The 23,477-nt window shown below is 67.5% G+C and carries 22 protein-coding genes; 4 read left to right on the top strand and 18 right to left on the bottom strand.

Annotated elements, in window-relative coordinates; all coding sequences use genetic code 11:
- Positions 1-17 precede the first annotated feature (17 nt).
- The gene (locus ACZ50J_RS04425) at positions 18-1,058 is read right to left on the bottom strand and encodes a LacI family DNA-binding transcriptional regulator (RefSeq protein ID WP_464300062.1); all 1,041 of its coding nucleotides are present in this window, start codon (positions 1,056-1,058) and stop codon (positions 18-20) included.
- 158 nt (positions 1,059-1,216) lie between these two features.
- Between ACZ50J_RS04425 and ACZ50J_RS04430 the strand changes: the two genes are divergently transcribed.
- Positions 1,217-2,095, top strand: coding sequence for an oxidoreductase (locus ACZ50J_RS04430; RefSeq protein ID WP_464300063.1), 879 nt, complete (start codon positions 1,217-1,219; stop codon positions 2,093-2,095).
- Positions 2,096-2,117: 22 nt separating this feature from the next.
- On the opposite strand, the gene ACZ50J_RS04435 is transcribed toward ACZ50J_RS04430, so the two are convergent.
- From ACZ50J_RS04435 to ACZ50J_RS04490, 12 genes are all read right to left on the bottom strand, one after another.
- Positions 2,118-2,897, bottom strand: coding sequence for a DUF1295 domain-containing protein (locus ACZ50J_RS04435; protein WP_464300064.1), 780 nt, complete (start codon positions 2,895-2,897; stop codon positions 2,118-2,120).
- Complete coding sequence (locus tag ACZ50J_RS04440; RefSeq protein ID WP_464300065.1) at positions 2,890-4,212, bottom strand: class I SAM-dependent methyltransferase; 1,323 nt, start codon at positions 4,210-4,212, stop codon at positions 2,890-2,892. The genes ACZ50J_RS04435 and ACZ50J_RS04440 overlap by 8 nt, the downstream gene beginning before the upstream one ends.
- Positions 4,209-5,525 carry a class I SAM-dependent methyltransferase gene (locus tag ACZ50J_RS04445; RefSeq protein ID WP_464300066.1) on the bottom strand — a complete coding sequence of 439 codons (1,317 nt, stop codon included), beginning with the start codon at positions 5,523-5,525 and terminating at the stop codon, positions 4,209-4,211. Before ACZ50J_RS04445 ends, ACZ50J_RS04440 begins: the two co-directional genes overlap by 4 nt.
- A complete protein-coding gene (locus ACZ50J_RS04450) occupies positions 5,522-6,247 on the bottom strand; it encodes a DUF1365 domain-containing protein (RefSeq protein ID WP_464300067.1) in 726 nt (241 codons plus the stop codon). Before ACZ50J_RS04450 ends, ACZ50J_RS04445 begins: the two co-directional genes overlap by 4 nt.
- A complete protein-coding gene (locus tag ACZ50J_RS04455) occupies positions 6,244-7,503 on the bottom strand; it encodes an NAD(P)/FAD-dependent oxidoreductase (protein ID WP_464300068.1) in 1,260 nt (419 codons plus the stop codon). The genes ACZ50J_RS04450 and ACZ50J_RS04455 overlap by 4 nt, the downstream gene beginning before the upstream one ends.
- 65 nt (positions 7,504-7,568) lie before the next feature.
- On the bottom strand, positions 7,569-8,300 hold the full coding sequence (locus ACZ50J_RS04460) for an anti-sigma factor (RefSeq protein WP_464300069.1): 732 nt from the start codon (positions 8,298-8,300) through the stop codon (positions 7,569-7,571).
- Positions 8,297-8,866 carry an ECF RNA polymerase sigma factor SigK gene (sigK, locus tag ACZ50J_RS04465; protein ID WP_464301310.1) on the bottom strand — a complete coding sequence of 190 codons (570 nt, stop codon included), beginning with the start codon at positions 8,864-8,866 and terminating at the stop codon, positions 8,297-8,299. Before sigK ends, ACZ50J_RS04460 begins: the two co-directional genes overlap by 4 nt.
- A gap of 58 nt (positions 8,867-8,924) precedes the next feature.
- Positions 8,925-9,590 (bottom strand): fasciclin domain-containing protein, encoded by a 666-nt coding sequence (locus tag ACZ50J_RS04470; RefSeq protein WP_464300070.1) that lies wholly within the window; start codon positions 9,588-9,590, stop codon positions 8,925-8,927.
- A gap of 91 nt (positions 9,591-9,681) precedes the next feature.
- Positions 9,682-11,235, bottom strand: a complete 1,554-nt coding sequence (locus ACZ50J_RS04475; protein WP_464300071.1) for a molybdopterin-dependent oxidoreductase — start codon at positions 11,233-11,235, stop codon at positions 9,682-9,684.
- Positions 11,236-11,279: 44 nt separating this feature from the next.
- The gene (locus ACZ50J_RS04480; RefSeq protein ID WP_464300072.1) at positions 11,280-11,792 is read right to left on the bottom strand and encodes a GNAT family N-acetyltransferase; all 513 of its coding nucleotides are present in this window, start codon (positions 11,790-11,792) and stop codon (positions 11,280-11,282) included.
- A gap of 8 nt (positions 11,793-11,800) precedes the next feature.
- Positions 11,801-12,289: a glutathione peroxidase gene (locus ACZ50J_RS04485; RefSeq protein WP_464300073.1), complete on the bottom strand. Its 489-nt coding sequence runs from the start codon at positions 12,287-12,289 to the stop codon at positions 11,801-11,803.
- Complete coding sequence (locus tag ACZ50J_RS04490; protein ID WP_464300074.1) at positions 12,286-13,821, bottom strand: MFS transporter; 1,536 nt, start codon at positions 13,819-13,821, stop codon at positions 12,286-12,288. The genes ACZ50J_RS04485 and ACZ50J_RS04490 overlap by 4 nt, the downstream gene beginning before the upstream one ends.
- Before the next feature lie 144 nt (positions 13,822-13,965).
- Between ACZ50J_RS04490 and ACZ50J_RS04495 the strand changes: the two genes are divergently transcribed.
- Entirely contained in the window at positions 13,966-14,985 is a 1,020-nt protein-coding gene (locus tag ACZ50J_RS04495) for an AsnC family transcriptional regulator (RefSeq protein ID WP_464300075.1), read from the top strand.
- Positions 14,986-15,272: 287 nt separating this feature from the next.
- On the opposite strand, the gene ACZ50J_RS04500 is transcribed toward ACZ50J_RS04495, so the two are convergent.
- Entirely contained in the window at positions 15,273-16,883 is a 1,611-nt protein-coding gene (locus ACZ50J_RS04500; protein ID WP_464300076.1) for an HNH endonuclease signature motif containing protein, read from the bottom strand.
- Between the two features lie 162 nt (positions 16,884-17,045).
- On the opposite strand from ACZ50J_RS04500, the gene ACZ50J_RS04505 reads away from it, so the two are divergent.
- Positions 17,046-17,987: a phosphotransferase family protein gene (locus ACZ50J_RS04505; RefSeq protein WP_464300077.1), complete on the top strand. Its 942-nt coding sequence runs from the start codon at positions 17,046-17,048 to the stop codon at positions 17,985-17,987.
- A 22-nt stretch (positions 17,988-18,009) separates the two neighbouring features.
- Here ACZ50J_RS04505 and ACZ50J_RS04510 read toward each other — a convergent pair whose 3' ends face one another.
- The 4 genes from ACZ50J_RS04510 to ACZ50J_RS04525 form a co-directional block, all read right to left on the bottom strand.
- Positions 18,010-18,726: a VIT1/CCC1 transporter family protein gene (locus tag ACZ50J_RS04510; protein WP_464300078.1), complete on the bottom strand. Its 717-nt coding sequence runs from the start codon at positions 18,724-18,726 to the stop codon at positions 18,010-18,012.
- Positions 18,723-19,031 (bottom strand): 4a-hydroxytetrahydrobiopterin dehydratase, encoded by a 309-nt coding sequence (locus ACZ50J_RS04515; RefSeq protein WP_464300079.1) that lies wholly within the window; start codon positions 19,029-19,031, stop codon positions 18,723-18,725. Before ACZ50J_RS04515 ends, ACZ50J_RS04510 begins: the two co-directional genes overlap by 4 nt.
- 196 nt (positions 19,032-19,227) lie before the next feature.
- Positions 19,228-19,872, bottom strand: a complete 645-nt coding sequence (locus ACZ50J_RS04520) for a response regulator transcription factor (protein WP_464300080.1) — start codon at positions 19,870-19,872, stop codon at positions 19,228-19,230.
- Complete coding sequence (locus tag ACZ50J_RS04525; protein ID WP_464300081.1) at positions 19,860-21,092, bottom strand: sensor histidine kinase; 1,233 nt, start codon at positions 21,090-21,092, stop codon at positions 19,860-19,862. The genes ACZ50J_RS04520 and ACZ50J_RS04525 overlap by 13 nt, the downstream gene beginning before the upstream one ends.
- A gap of 301 nt (positions 21,093-21,393) precedes the next feature.
- Here ACZ50J_RS04525 and ACZ50J_RS04530 point away from each other — a divergent pair, with 301 nt between their 5' ends.
- On the top strand, positions 21,394-23,457 hold the full coding sequence (locus ACZ50J_RS04530; RefSeq protein ID WP_464300082.1) for an MMPL family transporter: 2,064 nt from the start codon (positions 21,394-21,396) through the stop codon (positions 23,455-23,457).
- Positions 23,458-23,477: the final 20 nt, after the last annotated feature.

Here is a 23,477-nt window from a genome sequence, read left to right on the forward strand (position 1 = left end):
GCTTGACGAACGAGGCTCTACTCGGCCGGAACACCGCAGGACGATCGCCGGATGAATCGGCAGGCGGGATGCGCGGCTGGCAGGCTCGCTGGAGGCGCACCTCGCAGTAGTGCGAGCATCGTGGCGACGGCCGTCCTGGCAAGGTCTTCGATGGGCTGGGCGATCGTGGTCAGCGGTGGGTCGAAGAGGTCGAACCATGGTGCGTCGTCGAAGCAGATGAGCGACATGTCGTGCGGGACGCGCAGACCGCGTGCCCGCAGCGCCTTGAGGGCGCCTACGCCCATTGGCCCGTCCGCTGCGATGATCGCAGTCGGTCGGCGCTGGTCCAGCAGCACGTTCGTGGCCCGGTAGCCGCTGTCCAGACGGAAGTCGCCTTCCTCGACGAAGATGTCCCGGCTGCGCACGCCGGCGCCCACCAGCGCGTCCTTGATCTGTGTGCGACGAGCTCGACCGAGAGGTGTGTCCAGTGGAGGTGAGACGACGCCGATGCGCCGGTGCCCGAGCGTCGTGAGCAACTCCGCGGCATCGGCGAGTGCCTGCCCGGAGTCGCTGCTGACGGTGGGAAGTGCGCGCAGGCTGTCGGCCGCAGATCCCTTGCCGGGCACGGTGATCGGACGATCGAGCAGTACGACCTTTGCATCTGAGGCGGCGACGGCGCGGAGACCGGGCGTCGTGGACGAGGTCGGTACGAGCAGCACGCCGTCGACCTGGCTTCCGGCCAGCATGTTGAGCAGGTAGTCGTCCTGCCGATCGGCGTCCTCGTCGGAGTTGCAGAGGATCACCGAGTAGCCCTCGCGTGCCGCTTGACGCTCGACGGCACCGGCGAGCTCTCCGAAGAACGGGTTGGCGACGTCACTCACGATCAGCCCGAGGCTGCGGGTGGACTCCGTGCGCAAGGCGCGCGCCGCCGAGTTGGGGCGGTAGCCGAGTTCGTTCGCAACCTGGATGACCCGCTGCGCGGTGGCAGCGGAGATCCGCGAGTTGCCGGCGAGGGCCAACGAGACTGTTGCATCGCTGACGCCGGCGGCTGCCGCGACGTCGCGCAGGCGGACAACCATGAGAGCACTCCGTAAATCGATTAACCGAAATAATGACAGAGAGTGGCGTGGATCACAACAGGTGATTCGCCCGCCTTCGACCGCGGCAGGTGGATTCGCAGTGGAGTCCCGCTCGGCCTGCACTGTCCGGTTGACCCTGGGTGTGCTGAGGTGGGGGTATGACGAACGAAACCTTCTCCCTGGCCGGGCACGACGTGCAGCGCATCGGATTCGGTGCGATGCAACTCCCCGGACCGGGCGTCATGGGACCGCCGCGCGATCATGACGCAGCGATCTCGGTGCTCCGCCGTGCTGTCGAGCTGGGTGTGAATCACATTGACACTGCTGCGTTCTACGGACCGGACGTGTCGAATGCGCTGATCCGGGAGGCCCTGCATCCCTATTCGGATGATCTGGTGCTGCTGTCGAAGGTCGGTGCACGCCGTGACGAGGCGGGTGCCTGGCTGCCCGCGCAGCGGCCGGAGCAGCTGAAGCAGGATGTGCGGAACAATCTCGAGCAGCTCGGAGTGGACCGGCTGCCCGTGGTCAACCTGCGGGTGATGCCGAAGGAGGAGATCGGCGAGGAGAACCATCACCCGCTCGAGGAGCAGCTCACCGCGATGCAGGAGCTCGTCTCGGAGGGACTGCTCGAGGCATTCGGGGTCAGCAATGTGTCCCAGGCGCAGGCCCGCACCGCGATCGACGCCGGAGCGGTGTGCGTGCAGAACGCCTACAACCTGTTGCAGCGCGACGACGAGGCGACCCTGCGGCTGTGCGCGGAGCGTGGCGTCGCCTACGTGCCGTTCTTCCCGCTCGGTTCGGCCTTCCCGGGTATGCCGAAGGTGACCGAGGACGCCCGGGTCCGCTCACTCGCGGACAAGCTCGGTGCCACGCCGTCGCAGATCGGTCTCGCCTGGCTGCTGCGCCAGTCGGATGTCGTGCTGCTCATCCCGGGAACCTCGTCCGTTGCCCATCTCGAGGAGAACGTCGCGGCCGGTCGTGTCGTGCTGTCGGACAGTGAAAGCGCCGAGCTGGAGGGGCCGCTCGCGTCCGAGTGAGGCACTTGCCACCGGGTGTCGATCAAGGGCGTCGCGGTGGCCGGGGAACGAAGATGCTTGTTCTTGAACGGTATTCGGCGATCCCCGGCCTCCCGTCCATGGCGCGCTCGGTCAGTCGGACGCCGCTGCCCCAGACCAGCAGCCCCGTCATGATCACCGGGGATGCGATGGTCAACGGCCCCGGCCACGTCGAGCAGGCGACCAGATAGACCCCGACCCAGACGCATGCGTCGCCGAAGTAGTTGGGGTGGCGCGACCAACCCCACAGGCCGCGGTCCATGACCCGCGGTCGCGGGTCGAGTCTCTTGTACTGCTCGAGCTGGCGGTCGGCGATCGCTTCGAACACCAACCCGCCGGCTGCGAGCATCGCTCCGAGAACCGTCAGCGCTCCGGCGATTCCGGACGGATCCGCGCTCACGGCCACGAGCTGGATCGGCAGCGACACGATCCACTGGATCACACCCTGCAGGCCGAAGACCCGCAACATCATCGCCGTGGTCGACCGGCCGTCGGCCATCCGCACATAGCGCGGATCGTCGTCGTTGTGACCGCGCATCCGCCGCCATACGTGGGAACCGAGCCGGGCGCCCCAGGCGCAGACGATCACGGCCAGCACGATGCGGCGGACGGAGCCGCCGGGACCGGTCAGCAGGCCGAGCAGCGACACGGCAGCGAGGCCGGGCCCCCACGCGACGTCCGCGACCGCCCAGCGGCCGGCCGTATGGGACCAGTAGGCGGCAGCGCCCTGCACGATCGCCAGGACCACCGCACTGGCGATGGCTATCCACGCGAAGTCAGCCACGTGGGTCGCTCCAGGCTGCCGGACGTATGGCGGGCAGCGCACTCGGTCCGCGGCGGCGGCGGACCGCGACGATCTGGTCCACGCCCATCCGCCCTTCGTCAAAGGCCAGCAGGCCACCGGCCAGGTAGAGCTCCCAGACCCGCACGGTCTCCGGAGGCACGAGTCGCTCTATGGCGCAACGGTTTCGGTCGAAACGCGCCCGCCAGGCCCGGATGGTCCACGCGTAGTGCTCGCGGAGTCCGTGGACGTCGCGCACCTCCAGGTCCGCCTGCTCCAGCAGCTCGATCGTGTCGCCGACCGGCCGCATCGTCATGTCGGGTGCGATGAACGCCTCGATGAACGGGCCGCCACCAGGATGACGGCCGCGACGACTCATCTGTTGGATCACGATGCGGGCGTCCTCGGTCGCGGCATCGTGCAACACGCGGGCGTAATCGGGATAGCCCTTGTCGCCGGCGTGCTCGCCCATCTCCAGCGAGGCGACGGCGTCATACCGGCCGATCACGTCGCGGTAGTCCCGCAGTTCGATGGTGACCCGGTCCTGCAGGCCACGCGCGTGAATCCGCTTGTCGATGAACGCCTTCTGTTCCGTGGAGATGGTCACGCCGGTCACGTGTGCGCCATACCGCTCGGCCGCGTGGAGACTGAGGGAGCCCCAGCCGCAGCCGACGTCGAGCAGTCGCATCCCGGACCGTTGGTCCAGTCCCACCTTGCGGCAGACCAGGTCGAGCTTGTCGCGCTGGGCGTCCTCGAGGCTGTAACCGGCGGTCTCCGTCCCGGTCAGTTCCGCGCCCGTCACGTAGGCGCAGGAGTAGGCCATCTGCTCGTCGAGGACCAACCGGTAGAAGTCGCTGTCGACGTCGTAGTGGCCGTGTATGACAGCACGATCGCGCGAGCGGGAGTGCAGTTTGCCGGCGACCTTGAGCTGGGCGGGCGGGTCCGCGGGCCGACGCCCGATGACGCCACCGACGCCGAGGACGCCGCGCAGCGCGGTCGCGATGTCGCGTACCCCCGGACCCCGTCCGGCCAGCCCGCGCTCCGTCCCGACCCTGCGCAGATGTTGCAGCATTTCCGCGATGGGTGTCCCGAGCTCCACATCGCCGGCGACATACGCCTGTGCGGCGCCGAGTTCGCCCGGATGCCAGAGCAATCGGCGCAGCGCGTCGGGACCGTGCAACCGGACCTGGGGCGCTTGCGGGTCGCCCGCGACGCTGCCGTCCCACGCGGTCAGTCGCACCGGCAGCGGACCGCGCAGCACCGGGCGCAGGGCATCCTGGATCGCCTCGGCGATGCCGGCCACCTGCACGGAGCTCACGCCGTCGCCTCTCGGACGAAAGTCAGTTGATGGACGTCGAGGTACCCGGCACGGAACCCGCCTTCGGAGTACCGAAGGTAGAAGTCCCACATCCGACGGAATGTCGCGTCGAAACCGAGATCGTCCACGTGCGAGGCATTTTCGGCGAACGTGTTCGCCCACGCGTCGAGGGTTCGGACGTAGGAGTCACCCAGCGCGAGGTCGCGCGTGACCCGAAGCCCGGCACGTTCCGCCGCCTCGGCGATGAGACGGATGGACGGCAGCGCACCACCGGGGAAGATGTACTTGTGGATCCAGGTGTAGGTGTGCTGGGTCGTCAGCGCGCGACGGTGGGGGATCACGATGGCCTGGATGGCGGCGTGTCCGCCGGGGCGCAGGGAGTCGGCGATCTTCGCGAAGTAGGTGTCCAGGAATTCCAGACCCACCGCCTCGATCATCTCGACCGAGACGACGGCGTCATACCTGCCCTCGACGTCGCGGTAGTCGCACAGGTCGATGCGTGCGCTGGCGCCGACACCTTCCGCCGCGAGCATCGCTGTGGCCCATTGCTGTTGCTGCTCGGAGAGCGTGATGCTGCGCACCCGGGCACCGCGACGCGCTGCGCGCAGGGCCGATCCGCCCCAACCAGAACCTATTTCGAGAAGTTCTGTGCCGCAGCCCACCTCGGCTTCGTCGAGCAGACGGTCCATCTTGCGGCGCTGTGCGGCGACGAGGTTGTCATCCGGGCCGTACAGCGCACTCGAGTAGGACATCGTTTCGTCGAGGAAGGACGCGAACAGGTCGTTGGACAGGTCGTAGTGTCGCTCGACGTTGCTGCGCGAGTGTGCGCGGTCCGGCCGGTCCGTGGACGGCTGTCGTTGCAGGACCACTGCCCGGAGCGCACGCAGTGGGCGCGGCACGAGGGTGTCGACACCACGGGCGAACTTTTCGATCAACAGGGTGAGTTCGGCACTGTCCCACTCGCCGGCGAGGTAGGACTCACCGAAGCCCACCATGCCCCCGGTCCCGATGCGACGCATCATCGTGGTCGGGTCGTGGATCGTCATGACCGGTGCGTCGGCGCGCTGGTCACCGCCGAGCACGCGCCCGTCGGGGAGTTCGACCCGAATCGGTAAGCGGGAGACGGCGTATCGGAAGATGCGGGCAGCGATCGCGCCCGCGACTGCGGCGCGGCAGCCGCGGGGCTTGCGTGCGACATCGGGCCAGCGCGTGGAGTCGACCACCGTCGAGGAACCGTCCTGCCGGGCGGTTCGGGACAGCACCGGGCGGATGTGCGGGGTGCTCGGGCGGGGCGCTGTGCGGAAGAAGGTCATGTCAGCTCCTCGGAGTGGTCGGGTCGGGGTTGGATCGGCAATCGGCGGGCCCAGAGCCGGATGCCCTGCAGCCGGATGCGGGCTGTGACGAGTTGTGCGGCGAACGGCAGGTGCACACCGAGGCGGAGGCGGTCACCGACCGACGTCGGTCGGACGCCGCGCCAGGTCGCGACGAAGGGCGGCTCGCCGGGGCGATGCAGGGTCACCCGGATATCGAAGCCGGACTCGTCGGGCGGAGGGAGGGACATGGTGTAGCTGCCGCTGACGTCGTTGAACGGCGATACGTAGAGCCGCTTTTCGGCTCGCGCGACCGCGTGAGCATCCGGACGGACGAGGTAGGCATGTCGTTCGCCATACGTGTTGCGGACCTCGGCGACGACGGCAGCCAGCTCTCCGGTGGAGGTGGTGCACCAATAGAGAGTGAGCGGGTCGAATGCGTAACCAGCGGTTGCCGCTCCGGTCAGCGCGAGGATCTGCCACGACGATGCATCGAGGCCATGCGATGCGGCGAACGCGACGATGTTGTCGCGCCAGTTCGTGGAGTCGCCGAGGTGGTCCGATGCGCGAAATCTGATGAACAGTCGCTGCCACCAGGGGATTCCGTCACTCGGATCGGTGCCATCGAGGGGAATCGCCCAGGTGGCGGTGCGGTAGGTGAAGTCGTGTCGTAGTGGACTGGTGCGCACGTGCCGCACGGTCGCGAGGTATGCCGTGGGCGTCACCAGGCACCTCCGAGGGCCTCCGCGGCGCGCTTGCCGGACACTGCGCCGTCCTCGTGGAACCCCCATCCGTGGTAGGCGCCGGCGAAGACGATGCGACGCTCGTCGATCTGCGGGAGCCGCGCCTGCGCGCGCACGAACTCGGCTGTGTAGAGCGGGTGCTCATAGGTCATGTCCGCGATGACCGACGCCGGATCCACTCGGTCGGCGCCGCCGAGAGTGACGATGAAGCGGCGCCCGTCGACCACCGGCAGATGCATCAACCGGGTCATGTCGTAGGAGACGAGGACGCCGTCGCGTGGATCGATCGGCAGCCGGTAGTTCCACGATGCACGGGCACGACGGGCGGACGGCAGCAGCGACGAGTCCGTGTGCAATTGAGCCGGATTGGGGGAGTAGCGCAGTGCGCCGAGGACGTCTGTCTGCGGCACCGTGGGGGACTTGAGCATGTCGAGCGCCGCGCTCGGATGGGCCGCGATCACGACACCGGAGAAGTCGTGCTCGTCCCGATCGGTCTGTACCGTCACCGCGTCACGTCGGGCGACGACGGCTCGAACCGGTGTGCCGCAGCGCAGTTCGATGTTCGGGTTGGCCAGCAGCGTGTCGACATACGTGCGAGACCCACCGGCGACGGTGCGCCAGGACGGTGAGCCGGAGACCGACAGCATCCCGTGGTGTTCCAGGAAGGTGAGCAGACTGCGGGCCGGGTAGGACATTGCATCGGCCGGAGCGCACGACCAGACGGCCGCGACCACCGGTGTCGCGAAGTGGTCCAGGAAGGCTGTTGAGAAGCCGCGATCGGACAACCAGTCACCGATGGTGATCAGGGTGGCGTCGTCGGCGGTAGTGAGGAATTCCCGTGCCGCGGAATGGAATCGACGCACCTCCGTCAGCATGCGCAGGAACGTGGGCCGGACAACGGTGCGCGGGTCGGCAAGGACACCACCGACGCCCTTGCCACCGGCATACTGCCAGTGGGTGCGCTCGGAGTAGATCGACATGCTCATGTCGGTCGGTCGGGTCGGTATGCCGAGCTCGTCGAACAGGCGGCACAGGGTCGGATAGGTGCGGTCGTTGTGCACGATGAACCCGGTGTCGACGCGCACCGTGCCACCATCCGGCAGCGGCACGTCGTGCGTGTGCGCGTGCCCGCCCGGACGACTGTCGGCCTCGAGGACGGTCACCCGCGCCCTGCGGGCCAGCACGTGCGCAGCGACGAGTCCGGAGACGCCGCTGCCCACGACCGCGAAATGATCCACCACAACTCCCTCGACGATCGATGGTCGTCAGGGGTTCGTCACCGGGTGACGAACGGATGGGTCGGTCAGCTCATGAAGATCGACACGATCGGTTTGCTGGTCGGTTGCGTGGATCCGCCGGCCGGTTCGACGGTGACGGCGGCCCCCTTGGCATGCGCGATGCTGCCGTTCAGCACGGTCGGCTTGCCGGGTTGCAGCAGACCGGCATCAACCATTCCCGACGGGGTGATGAGCCACGCCTGGTAGACCTTCCCGTCGGCGGCCGGGGCGACGCCCCGCAGTGTTGCGACCGCCTTCTCCTGCGCGGTGGAGAAGACCATCTCCAGCGAGCCGCCGTCGACCGGCTTGCTCGCCCGCTGCGCGTCCGGAGCCGAGGTCACCTTCGCGACTGCCGACACCGTCTGGCTCTGCGACCAGGGGTGTACGGCGACCGTCACACCACCTGCAACCAGCAGGACCACCGCGGCGGCGGCCGCGAGCAGCCATCGAGCGCGGAGCCGTGGCGGTTGCTTCGGCCCGGTCGTCGGTTCGGGTGTGTCGTCCCGCGTCGGCTCGATCTCCGCATCGATGCTGTCCTGCGGGGTCGTCGAGGCTGCGGCGAGGATCGAGTCGCGCAGCGCGGCCGGTGGATCAACATGCGCGGGCGACTCGGCGAGGACCGACGTGGCCTCGCGCCACTCGGCGACCTCGGCGCGGCACTGCGCGCAGTGCTTCAGGTGCTGGTCGGCGCGGCGACGGCTGACCTCATCCTGTGCGTCCATCACGTAATCGATCGGATCGATGTGTTCGTCGGTCATGCCTCACCTCCCAGTGTCGTTCGCAGTTTCAACAATCCGTCACGGATCCGTGACTTGGCCGTGCCGAGAGGTATGTCCAGACGCTGTGCGACCTCGGCCTGTGAAATCCCTTGGAAATACGCAAGTTCGACGGCTTCTCGCTGCACCGGTGACAGCTGCGAGATCGCAGCCCGCACGGACTCCGCGCGCAGCGACCCATCGACCAGCTCGGCCGTCGAATCGTATTCCGGCTCGTTCTGCGTGACGGCGTATGCCGTGTCACGGTGCCGTGCTGCCTCGGACGACCTGACCCGGTCAACCGCCTTGCGGTGCGCGATCGTGAACAGCCAGGACAAGGCGGAACCGCGTGCCGGGTCGAACCGCGGGCTGGTCCGCCATACCTCCAGGAACACCTCCTGGGTGACCTCTTCACTCATCGCTCGGTCGACCAGCACCCGACACACGAGCCCGTGTACGCGTGCGGCGGTGGCGTCATACAGCTGGGCGAAGGCCGCGTCGTCGCCCTGGCCGACCTGCCGGAGCAGGTCGGCCAGCGCGGGAACATTGCGGACGGCCACGTCCCCCATTCTTACCCGGGGTTCCTCCGCAACCAGCATCGACATGGCTAGAACCGCACAGTCGCTCTTACTTGCCCATCAACACGGTGTCGACGATGTACACCGTTGCGTTCGAGGTCTGCACATTGCCGCACACGACGTTGGAGTTGCCGTCGACAGTGAACTTCTCGCCGGACCCCGCGACCTTGATCGTCGTGCCGGCCAGCGACTTGTGTTGTCCGGCAAGCTGTTTCGGGCTCAGCCGACCCTTGACGACGTGTCCGGTCAGCAGGGTGGTCAGTTTCGCCTTGTCCGCGAGGACGGCGTTCAGCTGGGCCTTCGGCAACTTGGCGAACGCCGAGTTGGCCGGTGCGAACACGGTCAGGGCCGGCGCGCTGTTGAGCGTGTCGACCAGGCCGGCCTTCTTCACCGCGGTCGTCAAGGTCGACAGTGCGGGGTTGTTCGATGCCGCCGTCGCCACCGGATCCTGCGCCATACCGGTGAAGGAGCCCTTGCCACTCTTGGGAACCGTCGAGCATGCGGCCCCGAACGGCTTGGCCGCATTGGCAGCACCGCCCATGCTCGAACTGCCGCCGCCCGAACCCATGGCCGGCGAACTCATCGCGGACGAACTCTTCATCGAGTCGGCGGAGCTGCTGCCGCCGGCGCCGCTGGAGCCCGATGACCCGCATGCGGTGAGAGAGGCGGCCAGGAGGGCCGCGGTGCCGAGCGAGACGGTGAGACGTGACTTCATGGGACCCAACTCCTATGAGTGATGTGAATGCCTGAGAACACCTGTTATTCGGAGCCGGGGGCGGTATGGATGGGTCGTCGGTGACCGGAGGTCAGTGCACGACGAAACTCTTCTCCTCGATACCGCTCGAACCGTTGGGGAACACACCCGCACGCGTCGCGGTCTGCACCCGGCCATCGCCGTACACGACTCGCGCCCGGACACTGTGCGTGCCCTTCTGCTCGGTGTTCCACGCGAAGTACCACTGGCGCCAGTAATCGAGGTTCACGTCCGGTCCCATGGTGGCGTCCTGCCAATGGCCGCCGTCGATGCTGACCTGCACGCGCAGCACGCCGCGACGTTGTGCCCACGCAGTGCCCCCGATCATCACCCGTCCTGCTTGCACCGACGCGAACGACCCGGGGACATCGATGCGGGCGGTCGGTTTGATCTCCCCATCCGTCGTCCAGCCGCGTTCGGTCCAGTAGGCCTTCTTGTCGGCGTATGTCGTCACGGTCAGCCGCGTGACCCATTTGGTACAACCCAGCATCCCGTAGAGGCCAGGAGTCACGAGCCGTGCCGGAAAGCCATGGGCGCGGGGAAGCGGTCGTCCGTTCATGGCCACCGCGAGCATCGCGCCACGATCATCGGTGAGCGCGCCGAGCGGTGTGCTGATCGTGAAGCCGTTGAAGGACGTGCTCAGCACCTGCAGGTCGGGTCGGTCCGGAGCCTTGATCCTGGCCTCGCGCAGCAGGTCCCGGGTGAGCACGCCACGCCAGGTCGCGCCTCCGGCGTAGCCGCCGCCGACCTCATTGCTCACGCACGTGATGGTGATGTTGCGTTCGACAAGGGGTCGACGTAGGAGCTCCGAATAGGTGATTTCATAGGGGTTCTCGACATCACCATCGATCCGCAAGGACCAGCTCGAAGCATTCAGCGTCGGCACGGAGAGCTCGGTGTCGACGCGGTAGAACTTCGTGTTGGGAGTGCGCAGTGGTGTGACACCAGGCACGGTGCTGTCCACACCGCGCGGCAACGCCGGTGCACGTTCTGCCGGTGTGGGGATGTGCACATCGATGCCGGACCGGGCGTCGGACAATTGACGAGCACCGAGGAACCCGGCGACAGCGGCAGTTGTGCCTACACCGGCCGCGACGACGAACTCGCGTCGTCCGGCGCCGACGGCCCGGGGACCCGTGGTCGGGGAGGTGCGCCGGCGCAAGGCCGGTTGGTGGTCGAACCACAGCAACACGAGCAGCGCGAGGAGCGAGAAGAGACCGGCAGTGACCGTCGGCAGGAGGTCCGCGAGGCGGGCGAACGGTCGGTCCAGCACCGCGTAACCGGCGATCGCCAGCATGACCACCTGGATGCCGGCTCCGATCGCGACGCGGCGGCGGGCGATCAGCCCCGAGACGGCCGCGATGATCAGCACGCCGGCGATCACCGAGGACAGCAGCACGAGCTTGTCGTGCGTCCCGAACTGGCGAATCGCCCAGTCCTTCAATGCTGTCGGCGTTCGGTCGATGACTCCGGAGCCGACCGCCAGCACCGGCGAGGTCGCCGGGTCGCGCACGGCAGCGACCAGTTGCCCGGCGGCGAGCCCGACCACGACCGAGATCACCCCGCACAACGCGGCTCGGACCCGTGGAAAGAGCGCATCCGTCATGCCCGTGGTTCGGCGCGCCCGGTGCCTCGGATGGGTAAAGGGACTCAGATGTCGAGCAGGTACAACCGCATTCGACGTGGTGTTCCGTCCGGGTGCGTGTCCGTGGCCGACAGGAAGTCGCGGTCGAACCGGAAGCCCGCACGCTCGGCGACGCCGAGCGACGCGACGTTGTCCGGTTCGATGCGCAACGCGGCCCGGTCGCCGATGCGGTGGACGCCGATGTAGTCACAGATGAGCGCCACCGCGCGCGTGGCGACACCTCGACGGCGTGCCCACGCATGTGTCGTGTACGAGATGTTCACGATGCCGAGCTCACCCGGCTCGAGCCCGTCGCTGTTGTCGGGATCGCAGTCGACATACCCACCGAGTCTACCGTCGACGACGACCCCGAAGCCGCGTTTGCCCTGTCCACGCTCGGCGTTCGCAGCCAATGCCGCGAAGTGACGACGCGTCGACTCGGTGGTGCCCTGCTCGCCGGTGAGCCAGCGGATGATCTCGGCGTCCTCTGCGGCGTTGTGGGCCGCTATGTCCGCCTCACCGAGCGCCCGCAGGCGCACGTCGGGTCTCAACCGAGCGTGGACGTGATGGCGGCGATGACGCGCGGGTCGTCGGGAGTGACCTGCGGACTGAAGCGCTGCACGACGGTGCCATCGGCGTCGATCACGAACTTCTCGAAGTTCCACTGGATGTCACCGTCGCGACCCTCCTCGTCCGCGGCCTGGGCCAGCTCGCGGTAGATCGCGTGCCGGTCCTTCCCGTTGACCTCGATCTTCTCGGTCAACGGGAAGGTCACGCCGTACGTCGCGCTGCAGAACTCCTGGATCTCCTCCGCCGAGCCGGGCTCCTGGCCCGCGAACTGGTTGCACGGGAAGCCGATCACGGTGAATCGCTCGGATTCGTAGTCCTTTTGGAGTTGTTCGAGCGCGGTGTACTGTGGGGTGAGTCCGCACTTGCTGGCGACATTCACCAGCAGGGCGGGACGCCCTTCGGTGATGCCGGCCAGCGTGTCCGGAGTGCCGTCGAGGCGGGCGATGTTCGCATCGAGAATCGTCATACCGTCAATGTATGCCGAGCCGACGCTGCGTCGTCCGCGACCTCCGCAGCGGCCGGGCGTGCCGACGGCCGGATGAGAGCTCCTGCGACCACGCCGCCGACGACGCCCAGGACCCCGGCGACCAGTGCCGTCAGTTGCAGGCCGTCGACCGACGACAGGTGGATGAGATGGTCGGTCGTGGCATGTGCGTGGATCGGCGCGTGGGCGAGGACCAACTTGGCCTGACCACCCGCGATCGCGTCGGCAGCCTCCGATGCGTGCGGCATCGAGTGCGCCGTCAGCGACGACTGGATGCGAACGGCGAAAAGCGTTCCGAGTGAAGCGATTCCGAGCGCGAACCCGAGCTGCCGGGCGGTGTTGACCGCGCCGGCCGCCATACCGCCGCGTTCGAGGGGGACGACCGACATCGCCGTCGAGCTGAGCGTCGGGGCGGCCAGGCCGACGCCAACTCCGGTCACCGTCATACCCGCGACGAGTGCGGTCCAGGTGACGTCCGCGCTGTTCAGTTGCAAGGCGACGACCAGACCGCCGACGCCGGTCAACCCGATGCCCAGTCCGATCGCCAGCCAGTTGCGGTCGCCGTGCGTGAGACGGCCGACGGCCGCGCTGGTCACGAATGCGGCGATGGCGAGCGGCAGCGTCGCCAGACCTGCCTCGACCGGCGACATGCCACGGACCGACTGCAGCCAGATGGAGGCGTAGGTGAGATACGCGAAAGCTGCTGCCGACAGGACGAATCCGGCGATCAGGCAACCAGTGAAGATGCGGTTGCGCAGCAGGCCGAGGTCGAGCATGGGGTGGTCGGTCCGCGACTCGAATGCGACGAACGCGGCGAGCATGACCACGGACACGAGGAAGGAGGCGAGCACGAGCCCGTCGCCCCAGCCGTCCTCGTTGGCACGGATGAGTCCGTAGGTGAGCGCGGCGGCGAAGAGCGTGAAGGTGACGATGCCGGCGGGGTCCAGCGGTGCGCGGTGGCGAGCCCCGGTGCCGAGGACCATGAAGCAGAGCACGATCGCGGCGATCGCGAACGGCAGGTTCACGAAGAAGATCCAGCGCCAGGAGAGGTGCTCGGTGAGCAGGCCGCCGGCGATCGGGCCGATGGCCGCTGCGGCGCCCGAGACTGCACCCCACACGCCGTATGCCGTGCCACGGTCGCGGCCGTTGTAGCTGCTGTTCAGCAGTGCGAACGTCGTCGCGAACATCGCGGCACCACCAAGACCCTGCACACCGCGGGCTGTGATCAGAACACCCGCGTTGTCGGCGAATCCCGATGCAGCAGAGGCGATTGCGAAGAGGCTGAGGCCGGCGACATACATCGACCGGTGACCCACCCGGTCAGCGAACGAGCCGATGCCGAGCAGGAACGCGGCCAGCACGAGGGCGTAGATGTCGACCACCCACTGGAGCGAGCTGAAGCTGGTGTGCAGATTGACCGCCATGTCGGGCAGTGCGACGTTGACGATGGTCACGTCCACCAGCAGCATCAGCGTGCCGATGCAGATCGTGACCAGCGGTAGCCATTTACGCATGAGGTATCCGTCCTGTCAGTCGTGAAGCTGTTGTGCCCTGATGACGTCCGAGAGGTGCGGGAATCGACACGGGCAATCGACATCCAGGCTCCGGCAGTGGTGCGCAATATTCCAGCCGGGACGTAGTTGGCGTAGATTTCCGCCATGAAGAGCGCACACGCAAGAGAATCCGCCGCGGTTGACGCTCTTGATGCCAAGATCGCCCATTGCCTACAGGCCGCGCCGCGTGCCTCGTTCGCGGTCATCGGCACGGTGCTCGGGGTTTCCGAGCAGACGGTGGCGCGTCGTTATCGCAGGTTGCGCGCCGCTGCCGCGGTCCGGGTGATCGGTTTCGTCGACCCGACCCCGTTCGGTCGGCAGAACTGGATGCTGCGGCTCTTCTGTCGGCCGGACTCAGCTACGAGCGTGGGCCGCGCGCTGGCGGCCCGCGAGGACACGCAATGGGTCGCGCTGATGGGGGGAGGCACCGAGGTCGACTGCGTGCTACGGCCACGATCCCTGGACGACCAGGAGGAGCTGCTGCTGCGGCAACTGCCGCATACCGTGCCGATCACCGGGATCGAGGCGGCCAATGTGTTGCACATCTTCCGCGGCTCCACGACGCGGGACTGGCGGATCGGGGAGGACTTCCTCACCGAGGACGACGAGGCGCGGCTCAATGAAGGAACGGTGGTCGTGCGCACCGGGCGCACCGTGGAGCTCACGCCATCGGACGAGTCGATGTTGCGGGTGCTGATGACCGACGGGCGGGCGACGTATGCCGAGCTGCGTGGCGCGGTCGGTGGTGATTGGACTGACGCCCGAATCCGTAGACGGGTCAACGAATTACGTGAGGCCGGTGTGCTCTACTTCGACGTCGACATCGACGAGAACGCGTTCGGTGTCCCCCTGTCCGCCCGCGTCGTACTGACGGTCGCGCCGGCCCACTTGCACGCGGCCGGGGAGGCGCTGGGGTCGCACCGGGCCGTGCGTTTCTGTGGCGCCACGACAGGCGCCACGAGCCTCACCGCGACCGTCGCCTTCGCGAACTCCGAGGAGCTCTATCGGTTCGTGTCCGAGGACGTCGGTCGGTTGGAGGGAGTATCCCAGGTGCAGGTGTGGCAGGTGACCCGGATCATCAAGCGCGCCGGTGCCCTGATCGAGCGAGATCGATCGGGCAAGTGATCGTCCGGTCGGACTGCTATTGACGTCGCTGCACATCGCGGTCATGACAAGCCCGTCCTGGTGCCCTGAGCCGAGCCTTGAGGATTTCGTGAGCTTCGCCCCGAGGAGCCGGTGAGCCTCGCCCTGAGGAGCAGCCCGCGAGGGACGAGCGGAGGTCTCGAAGGGGCACGAGCGTGAGCGTGCCCTGAGGAGCCCGTGAGGGACGAGCGGGCGTCTCGAAGGGGGACGAGCGGGCGTCTCGAAGGGTCTCGAAGGGTCTCGAGGTCCCGTCCCCTGGCGTGGTCGCGTCAGGCTGCGACGGTGTGGTGGCTGCCCATGAGTCCTGGTGTCAGGTTCCAGTGCACGCCGTCGGGGCGGACCAGCGCGGTGTAGCCGTTGCGGTGGACGATCTGGTGATGCCTGCCGCACAGCAGCGCGGAATTGATGAACGAGGTTGCGCCACCTGCCCACCAGGGGTTGATGTGGTGGACTTCGCAGAAACCTGGTGGTCGATCACATCCCGGGAAGGAACATCCGCCGTCTCGCAAGATTGCTCCGGCGCGGATTGCTTTGGTGGCTAATCGTTCTCGTCTGCCGACGTCCAGGGGTTGGCTGGGTCCGCCGAGGACGACGGGGATGAGGTCTGCGGTGCAGGCGAGGCGGCGGGCGGCTCCGGCGTCGATGACGTTACCGTCGGTGGTGGTGGCGCCGTGCCCGTCCAGCAGTTCCTGTAAGCCCATGGTGAGCAGGACGGTGGCTGCGCCGGCTTGGACTCCGTCACCGGCAGCGACGCGTGCACCGGCGCCGATCAAGTCCATGAGCGCGTCGACGCGGCGTTTGCCGGGGGAGCGTTCATCCCGGACCGGATCACCGGGACCGGCCGATGCCGAGCCGCCAGGACCGTCAACTGGTTTGGCGGGTCGTGGTGCGGACTTGGCGGTGATGGCTTCTTTGAGGATGGCCGCGTTCACCGGTGCCAGTTCCGCCACCAACCGTGTCATCCCGGTGGGTGTGGTGCCCCAGGTGAGGGATTCAGCTTGTTCGAGTTTCTCGTCATCGTGGGTGAGTCGGTCGGGGTTGAAGCGGTCGATGATCCGCCGGGTCAACTGCGTCAACCCTGCCGCGCCGAGCGCCGGGTCGACTTGCAGGAACCAGCCGAGCACCTCGTCCCGGTCGGCCGTGGGTATGACGGGTGCCACCTTGTCCGCCTGGGTCAACGCTGTCTTGGCGGAGTCGACCGAACACGTCCCCTCCCGCAACGCGGCCGTGATCACCTGGTTCTTCCGCTCCCGGCAGGCGTCGGCAACGGACGCGATGACTCGCACGGTTTTGGGTTCGACCGGCGCATCGCCAGCCACGTGGTTCAGCAGCCACTGACTGGTGTTCGCGGCATCTGATTCGGCGACCGCGCCGCGGTCGACTGCGTCCGCTGTTGCCACCGTGGCGACCTGTGCGGACCGCCCGTGCAGTCGCAGCAGGACTGTCACGAGCCGGTCCTCGTCGGCGCCGCTCAACTGGTGGATGACATCCGGGACCTCGTCGAGCAGCGTCATGGCTGTCTCCAGGCCGGTGAGCACCTCCGGGCCGCGCCCCGGCTCGGCACGCGGAACGTCGGTCACGTTCACGAGACCCCTGCAGGGCGAGAGTCGGGCGTCATCGAAGGGTTCATATCGGCCGAATCCCCTTCCCCTGGCTGCGTTTTCGCGTACATACAGGATATCAAGGATAGTCGACAGCGTATAGGCATACCCGAACAAAATTCGTAAAAATTGGCCACGACTATCCCCGGGAGAATCGTCGCCAACCACTCGCATCGGCGACAGGTCGGACGCGTCGTGCCAGTCGGGTTCGATCGCGTCGGCGCCCTCGCCGGCGAGTCGGACGACACGCTCGTCAAGGATTTCGGATGAGGACAGCATCAGGAATGGCGTGGCAGGTCCCATCGGGTGGCTGACGAACCGAAAGCAGGCCCGAACTGCCACATCGGGCGCCGGCAGCGACGCCCTCCCGCTGGCAGATCGGGGTGGCGGCGGTTCGAAACCGGCTATGGCGCCGGGTCGTGGGCGAATACGCTCACGCTCATGTCGGCCGACTGGAGGGATGGCGCGTTCACGCAGCGACGACCTTCCGCCGAGACCCTTGTCTGGGTCGCGGCCGTGATGGGTCGTGGGAGTCGCGTCGTCGGGCATCGTCGGATGACCGGCGGTGTCTCCTCCGTGGTCAACCGATTGACCGTCGAGCGTGACGGTGTGCGCTCGTTCGTCGTACTGCGGCAGTATCCGCAGGGGCGTGGGCTGAGTGCGACGGCCGAGGCGGAGATATCCAACCTTGCTGCGGTGGCAGACAGCGGGCTTCCGGTCCCGAGGGTGCTCGCCGCCGACGTGGACGGTGCCATGACAGGAGGTGCGCCCTCCTTGTTGATGACGCGGTTGCCGGGGCATCTCGACCTGAGTCCGGTGGATCCGCAGTCATGGATGGCGAGGATCGCGGAGCTCGCTGTCGCGCTGCATTCCCTTGACCTGCCGGCCAAGGTGTTCAGACCCTGGACCGACTCTTGGATCGCTCCGGCAGCAGAGCTGCAGGTGCCGGCCGGGGCGCGGAAACCTGCTGTGTGGAAGGCCGCGTTCGGTGCCATGGCGGCAACGCCGCCGAAGGATCACGCCGTGTTTCTGCACGGCGATCTCCTGCCCGTCAACATCTTGTGGTCGCGGGGGAGCATCTCCGGGCTGCTCGACTGGAACAGTGTCCATCGGGGGTCTCGTGCCGTGGATATCGGGCACTGCCGGCGATACCTGGCGGCGCTGTACTCACCCGAGTGGTCCGAGCACCTGCGGTCGGTCTATGAGCGGATGGTCGGGATCACCCTCGATCCGTGGTGGGACCTTTACGCACTCCTGCACCACGACGACAGTCAGTCGAAGTGGATCCGGCGCCAGGTCGCCCGACGTCGTCCCGTCGATGGGTCCGGGATGACCGCCAGAGTCGAGGCAGTGATCGAGAGCACGTTGCAACGCCTCGGCTAGCGACGCCGCGTCGAACGGCTGGTCAGACCGCCGTACCGACCAGACTTCCCACGCCATACGTGATCGCCATCGCGAGCATGCCGCCGAGCACATTGCGTATGACGGCCGGTCGCTGCGGAGCCTCGCCGAGCCGGGCACTCACGGCACCGGTGATCATCAAGGCGATCGCGACCGCCACGAAACAGATCGGCACGCGCAGGGTGGGTGTCGGCAGCAGGATCGCGATCAACGGGATGAGCGCTCCGACCGTGAAGGCGAGGAACGATGCGCCGGCCGCGTGCCACGGGTTGGTGAGGTCGTCCGGGTCGATGCCGAGCTCGGCCTCGGCGTGCGCTTCGAGGGCGTTGTGCTCGGTGAGTTCGTGCGCGACCTGGGATGCGAGCTCACGCCGCAGACCCTTCGCCTGGTAGATCTGCGTGAGTTCCTCGAGCTCCTCGTCCGGCAGCTCGCGCAGCTCCTGCTTCTCCTTGCGCAGCATCGCACGCTCACTGTCGCGCTGCGTGCTGACGGAGACGTATTCGCCTGCGGCCATTGACAATGCGCCGGCCACGAGGCCGGCGATCCCGGCGATGGCGATGTTGTTGCGGTCGGTCGTGGCACCGGCAACACCGGCGACGATGCCCGCGACGCTGACGATGCCGTCGTTGGCGCCCAGGACCCCGGCGCGCAGCCAGTTGAGCCGACTGTTGAGTCCCTCGTCCTGCAGTTCACCCTCGTGCGGCTCCACCGACGACGTCACTCGGCCACCTGCGCGCCGGTCTGCTCGGCGGCCTCGCCGATCCGGTGCGCCAACTCGATGTCGAGCTGGGTGATGCCACCCTCGCTGTGCGTCGACAGCGCCCAGCGAACAGAGGTGTAGGAGATCTCGATGTCCGGGTGATGGTTCATCTGGTCGGCGTCCGTCGCGACCAGATCCACGAACTCGATCGCGCGCGCGAACGACGTTGCCTTGTATGCCGATCGCAGCGTGTCGCCGTCACGGGACCAGCCGGGCAACGCTGCCACCTGCCGGGCGATCTCCTCGTCGGTCAGCAGTCTGCTCATACCCCGACTCTGCTCCGATCATCCGCGTCTGTCCACGCAGGACAGCCTTGGATTACCGGCCCACACGATGCCCAATGACGGCTTCTTCGGCGAGTGACGGCCGGATACGGCCGTCACTCGCCGAAGAAGCCGTCATTCGGCAAGAGGGGTGGCCGTAAAGAGGGGTGGCCGTACAGGGGGCGGCCGCGGGCGAAGCTCAGTCGTTGAGATAGGCGAGGACGGCGAGCACCCGGCGGTTGTCGTCGCTGGACACCGGCAGGTCGAGCTTGGTGAAGATCGCGTTGGTGTGTTTGCTGATCGCTTTCTCGGTGACGAACAGCGCGCTCGCGATCGCCGCGTTGGACCGTCCCTGCGCCATCTGCCCGAGCACCTCGCGTTCGCGCTCGGTCAGCCGGTCCATCTTGCTGCCCTGTGGTCGTCGGGCGATCAGTTGACGTACGACCGTCGGGTCGAGCACGGTGCCGCCGCCCGCGACCTGCTGCACTGCTTCGATGAAGGCGCCGACGTCGGACACGCGGTCCTTCAGAAGGTATCCGACACCGCCCTCGCCGTCCTCGAGAAGCTCTCGGGCGTAAAGGTTTTCGACATACTGAGATAGCACGAGGACGGGCAGGCCGGGCTGTTCCTGGCGCGCTTCGATCGCAACCCGTAGTCCCTCGTCGGTCAGTGTCGGCGGCATCCGCACGTCGACGATGGCGATGTCGGGGGAGTGCTCCCGCAGTGCCTTCACCAGGCTCGGCGCGTTGTCGGCCGCGGCGACGACCTCGATGTCGTGTGCCTTGAGGATGCGTTCCAGACCGTCGCGCAGCAGCGCGTGGTCCTCCCCGATCACTGCCCGCACGGCACCTCCATGGTCACGATCGTCGGCCCGCCGGTCGGACTCGACACCTCCATCGTGCCGTCGAACACCGCCAGCCGTCCGGCGACACCCTGTATGCCGCTGCCGTTCGGGTCTGCACCGCCGACGCCGTTGTCCCCGATCTCGACGTGCAGCACACCGTTCTGCGGCGCCATCCGGACCCAGCCGGCAGTGGCGCGCGCGTGCTTGCCCATGTTGGCCAGGCACTCGGCGACACCGAAGTAGACGGCCGACTCCAACGGCGGAGCCAGCGGTGGCGGCCGCAGATCGAGGTCGAAGTCGATGGGCAGGTCCACCGCCACGGCGCGTATGGCGTCCGCCAGCCCACGATCGGCCAGCACCGGCGGATGGATGCCGCGTACGACGGAGCGGATGTCCTGCAAGGCGACTCCCGAGTTGTCCCGTGCCTCGAGCAGGAGCTGGCGGGCAGCATCGGGATCCTTCTCGATGAGCTCGGCGGCCAGACCGAGGTTCATTCCGAGTGCGACCAGTCGAGCCTGCGCCCCGTCGTGCAGGTCACGCTCGACGCGGCGCAACTCGGCGGCTGCCGCGTCCGCGCCCTGGGCACGCGAGGTGGTGACCTCGCGGACTCGGCGAGCGAGCACCTCTCGCCGAGAGAGACCGAGGAGGAAGGCGTCCAGGCCGAACCGCCAGCGGGCGATCGGCTTGACCGTCACCCACCAGATCAATGCGCCCACGATGAACCCGCTCGCCGAGACTGCAACAGCACCAGCGGTGCTCGTGACCCGGAGGGAATCGCCATACGGCGTGTCGAAGATGTCCGGCAGTCCCTTCCAGAGGCCGAACCAGACGATCGACCAGATCGGGTACGCGAACAGCGCGATGGTCAGCACCGACAGCGTGAAGCCGATGGTGGCCGTGGCGAGTTCCCAGAGCACGTCCCGCCACCGGGCCGGGTCCTTGGCCCAGCGCTGGACGCGATTGATCGGCCCGAGGCCCGTGGTGTCCTGGTATTCGCGTGTGATCTGCTCGCCCAGGGCCGCCTGCGCGATGCCGCGCTGACCGGTGGCGAGCAGCCGGGTGGTGGGCACCGCGATCGACACCAGGAGGATGCCGATCCCGAGCGGTGCGGAGACCGTGCCGACCAGTGTCAGCACCAGCATCGCGAGAGCGGGGACGGCGAGAAGGATCGAGACGAAGTGCGCCAGCATGAGCTGCGGGCGGCCTGCGGTTGATTGCACGCCTCCATCCTGACGTGTCACGCGCTCGCGCACAGGCGAGCCAATCCCACTTTCGATGGTGGGGTTAGCCCTACCCCAAGTGTGGTGCTGCCGTCACTGACTTTGCCCGGCAAGCCGACAAGTGTTGACCACGGTCGGGATTCGCCCGGCCGATGTTCATCGAAGAAGGGGGACCACAGCCGTGAAGAAGGCCGGGTTCACACTCAGAATTGCTCGCTGGAGCGCGCGCCATCCCTGGCGTGCGGTCGGCACCTGGTTGCTTCTGGTGATCGCGGCCGTCGCGTGCGGCGCCGCAGTCTCCATGCACACCACCACCGCCGCCGACTACCGCGTCGGCCAGTCCGGGACCGCCGCCGCGCAGATCGAGAAGGCCGGGCTCGACGCTCCGGACTCCGAATACGTCGTACTGTCTCGCACTTCCGGCGGTGCCGTCGGAGCCGACGCTCGTGGCACCGCGAACCGGATCGCTGCGGAGATCCGCGGTGACAGCCACGTCCAGCACGTCGCAGCGCCGGCCGTCTCACCGGACAAGAAGCTGATGATCGTTCCGATCACGATGAAATCCGTTGCGGATGACAAGGATCCGGACATCAGCGGCATCACTCGCGCGGTCAACGATGCCCAGCCGCGGGCGCCCGGGCTGCAGATCGTGCAGACCGGTGAGACCTCGATGAACGACGCGATCAACACCCGGGTCGGCAACGACCTCGGCTCCGCCGAATCCAAGAGCATGCCCATCACCATCGTGCTGATGCTGCTCGTCTTCGCTGCGCTGATCGCGGCCGGCATTCCGGTGTTGCTCGCAATCGCAAGTGTTTTCGCGACCATGGGCCTGATGGGACCGGTGTCCCTGCTGCTGCCGATGGAGGACTCGGTCACCAGCGTCATCCTGTTGATCGGTATGGCGGTCGGTGTCGACTACTCGCTCTTCTACCTCAAGCGCGAACGCCAGGAACGGCAACGCGGTGCGAGTACGGCGGAAGCCGTCGAGATCGCGGCCGAGACTTCCGGTCACTCGATCGTCGTGTCGGGCATCGCCGTGATCGTCAGCATGGGCGGCCTGTATGCCGTCGGCGATGTGACCTTCGCGTCCATCGCGACCGGCTCGCTCGTGGTCGTCGCGTTCGCAGTCTTCGGCTCGCTGACCGTGCTGCCCGCGCTGCTGTCGCTGCTCGGTCCGAAGGTGGACCGGCCGCGCATCCCGCTGCTGTGGCGGGTGTCCTCCCGCATGCAGCCGGGAACGGTGAGCAAGCGGGTGCTGGGTCCGGTCCTGCGTCGCCCGGTGGCGTCGCTGATCACCGGCCTCGTCATCCTCGGTGCGATCGCCATACCGGCGCTCGGGATGAAGCAGCAGACCAGCAGTCTGGACTCGCTGCCGCGGGACATTCCGGCGGTGCGAGCCATGCAGCAGATCGGCGAGGCGTTCCCCGGAGACGGGCCGACCGCCGCAGTCGTCCTGCAGGGGAACAATGCGACCGAGCTGAAGCGCGACGCGAACATTGTTGCGGACAAAGCGATTTCGACCGGTGACTGGAAGGCCGTGGCCGATCCGGTGCAGGTGTCCTCGGACGGGCGCACCGCGGTGCTCACGCTGGGCAGCAAGGCCGGGGAAGGTTCCTTCGCCGCGGGTGACGCCGTCCGCGACCTGCGGGCCACGGTGATCCCGCAGGCGCTGTCCTCGTCCCACACGAAGTGGGCAGTGGGCGGCGGTGTCGCCGAGAGTTACGACCAGATGAAACACCAGTCGGCCGGTCTGCCGAAGGTGCTGATCGTGGTGCTCGGCCTGACCCTGGTGATGATGATGGTGACGTTCCGCAGCATCGTGGTCGCGCTGCTGACCATGGGGCTCAACCTGCTGTCGGTAGGTGCCGCATTCGGTGTGCTGACAGCGGTCTTCCAGCACAGCTGGGCGGAGTCGATCCTGAACTTCCACTCCACCGGTGGACTGATCTCGTGGATCCCGATCTTCCTCTTCGCGGTGCTGGTCGGGTTGTCGATGGACTACCACGTCTTCGTCCTCAGCCGGATCAAGGAGAAGGTCGACGCCGGCCTGCCGCCGAAGCTGGCAGTACGTGAGGGCGTGCAGGAGACCGCCGGTGTGGTCACCAGCGCGGCCGTGGTGATGATCTCGGTCTTCGCCCTCTTCGCGACGTTGTCGATGGTCGAGATGAAGGAGATCGGGGTCGGCCTGTCCATCGCAATCCTGTTGGACGCCACCGTTGTTCGGCTCGTGCTGTTGCCGTCGGCGCTGGCCCTGCTGGGCCGGTGGGCCTGGTGGCCGTCACGTGGCGGCCGCAAGGGATCGGCTGCACGCCCGGTCGACCCGGCGCCATACAGCGTCCGTCAGCCGGTGGGCATGCGCTGACCGACGCCGCACAACACAAG

The organism is Flexivirga sp. G2, assembly GCF_055397625.1.

Coding starts and splice junctions, on each gene's coding strand:
- ACZ50J_RS04515 (WP_464300079.1), bottom strand. CDS start 19,031: ATGAGCAGACTGCTGACCGACGAGGAGATCGCCCGGCAGGTGGCAGCG.
- ACZ50J_RS04445 (WP_464300066.1), bottom strand. CDS start 5,525: ATGACCTTCTTCCGCACAGCGCCCCGCCCGAGCACCCCGCACATCCGC.
- ACZ50J_RS04500 (WP_464300076.1), bottom strand. CDS start 16,883: ATGCTGTCCTCATCCGAAATCCTTGACGAGCGTGTCGTCCGACTCGCC.
- ACZ50J_RS04530 (WP_464300082.1), top strand. CDS start 21,394: ATGCACACCACCACCGCCGCCGACTACCGCGTCGGCCAGTCCGGGACC.
- ACZ50J_RS04505 (WP_464300077.1), top strand. CDS start 17,046: ATGTCGGCCGACTGGAGGGATGGCGCGTTCACGCAGCGACGACCTTCC.
- ACZ50J_RS04425 (WP_464300062.1), bottom strand. CDS start 1,058: ATGGTTGTCCGCCTGCGCGACGTCGCGGCAGCCGCCGGCGTCAGCGAT.
- ACZ50J_RS04470 (WP_464300070.1), bottom strand. CDS start 9,590: ATGAAGTCACGTCTCACCGTCTCGCTCGGCACCGCGGCCCTCCTGGCC.
- ACZ50J_RS04495 (WP_464300075.1), top strand. CDS start 13,966: ATGAAGAGCGCACACGCAAGAGAATCCGCCGCGGTTGACGCTCTTGAT.
- ACZ50J_RS04460 (WP_464300069.1), bottom strand. CDS start 8,300: ATGACCGACGAACACATCGATCCGATCGATTACGTGATGGACGCACAG.
- ACZ50J_RS04490 (WP_464300074.1), bottom strand. CDS start 13,821: ATGCGTAAATGGCTACCGCTGGTCACGATCTGCATCGGCACGCTGATG.
- sigK (WP_464301310.1), bottom strand. CDS start 8,866: ATGGGGGACGTGGCCGTCCGCAATGTTCCCGCGCTGGCCGACCTGCTC.
- ACZ50J_RS04475 (WP_464300071.1), bottom strand. CDS start 11,235: ATGACGGATGCGCTCTTTCCACGGGTCCGAGCCGCGTTGTGCGGGGTG.
- ACZ50J_RS04430 (WP_464300063.1), top strand. CDS start 1,217: ATGACGAACGAAACCTTCTCCCTGGCCGGGCACGACGTGCAGCGCATC.
- ACZ50J_RS04485 (WP_464300073.1), bottom strand. CDS start 12,289: ATGACGATTCTCGATGCGAACATCGCCCGCCTCGACGGCACTCCGGAC.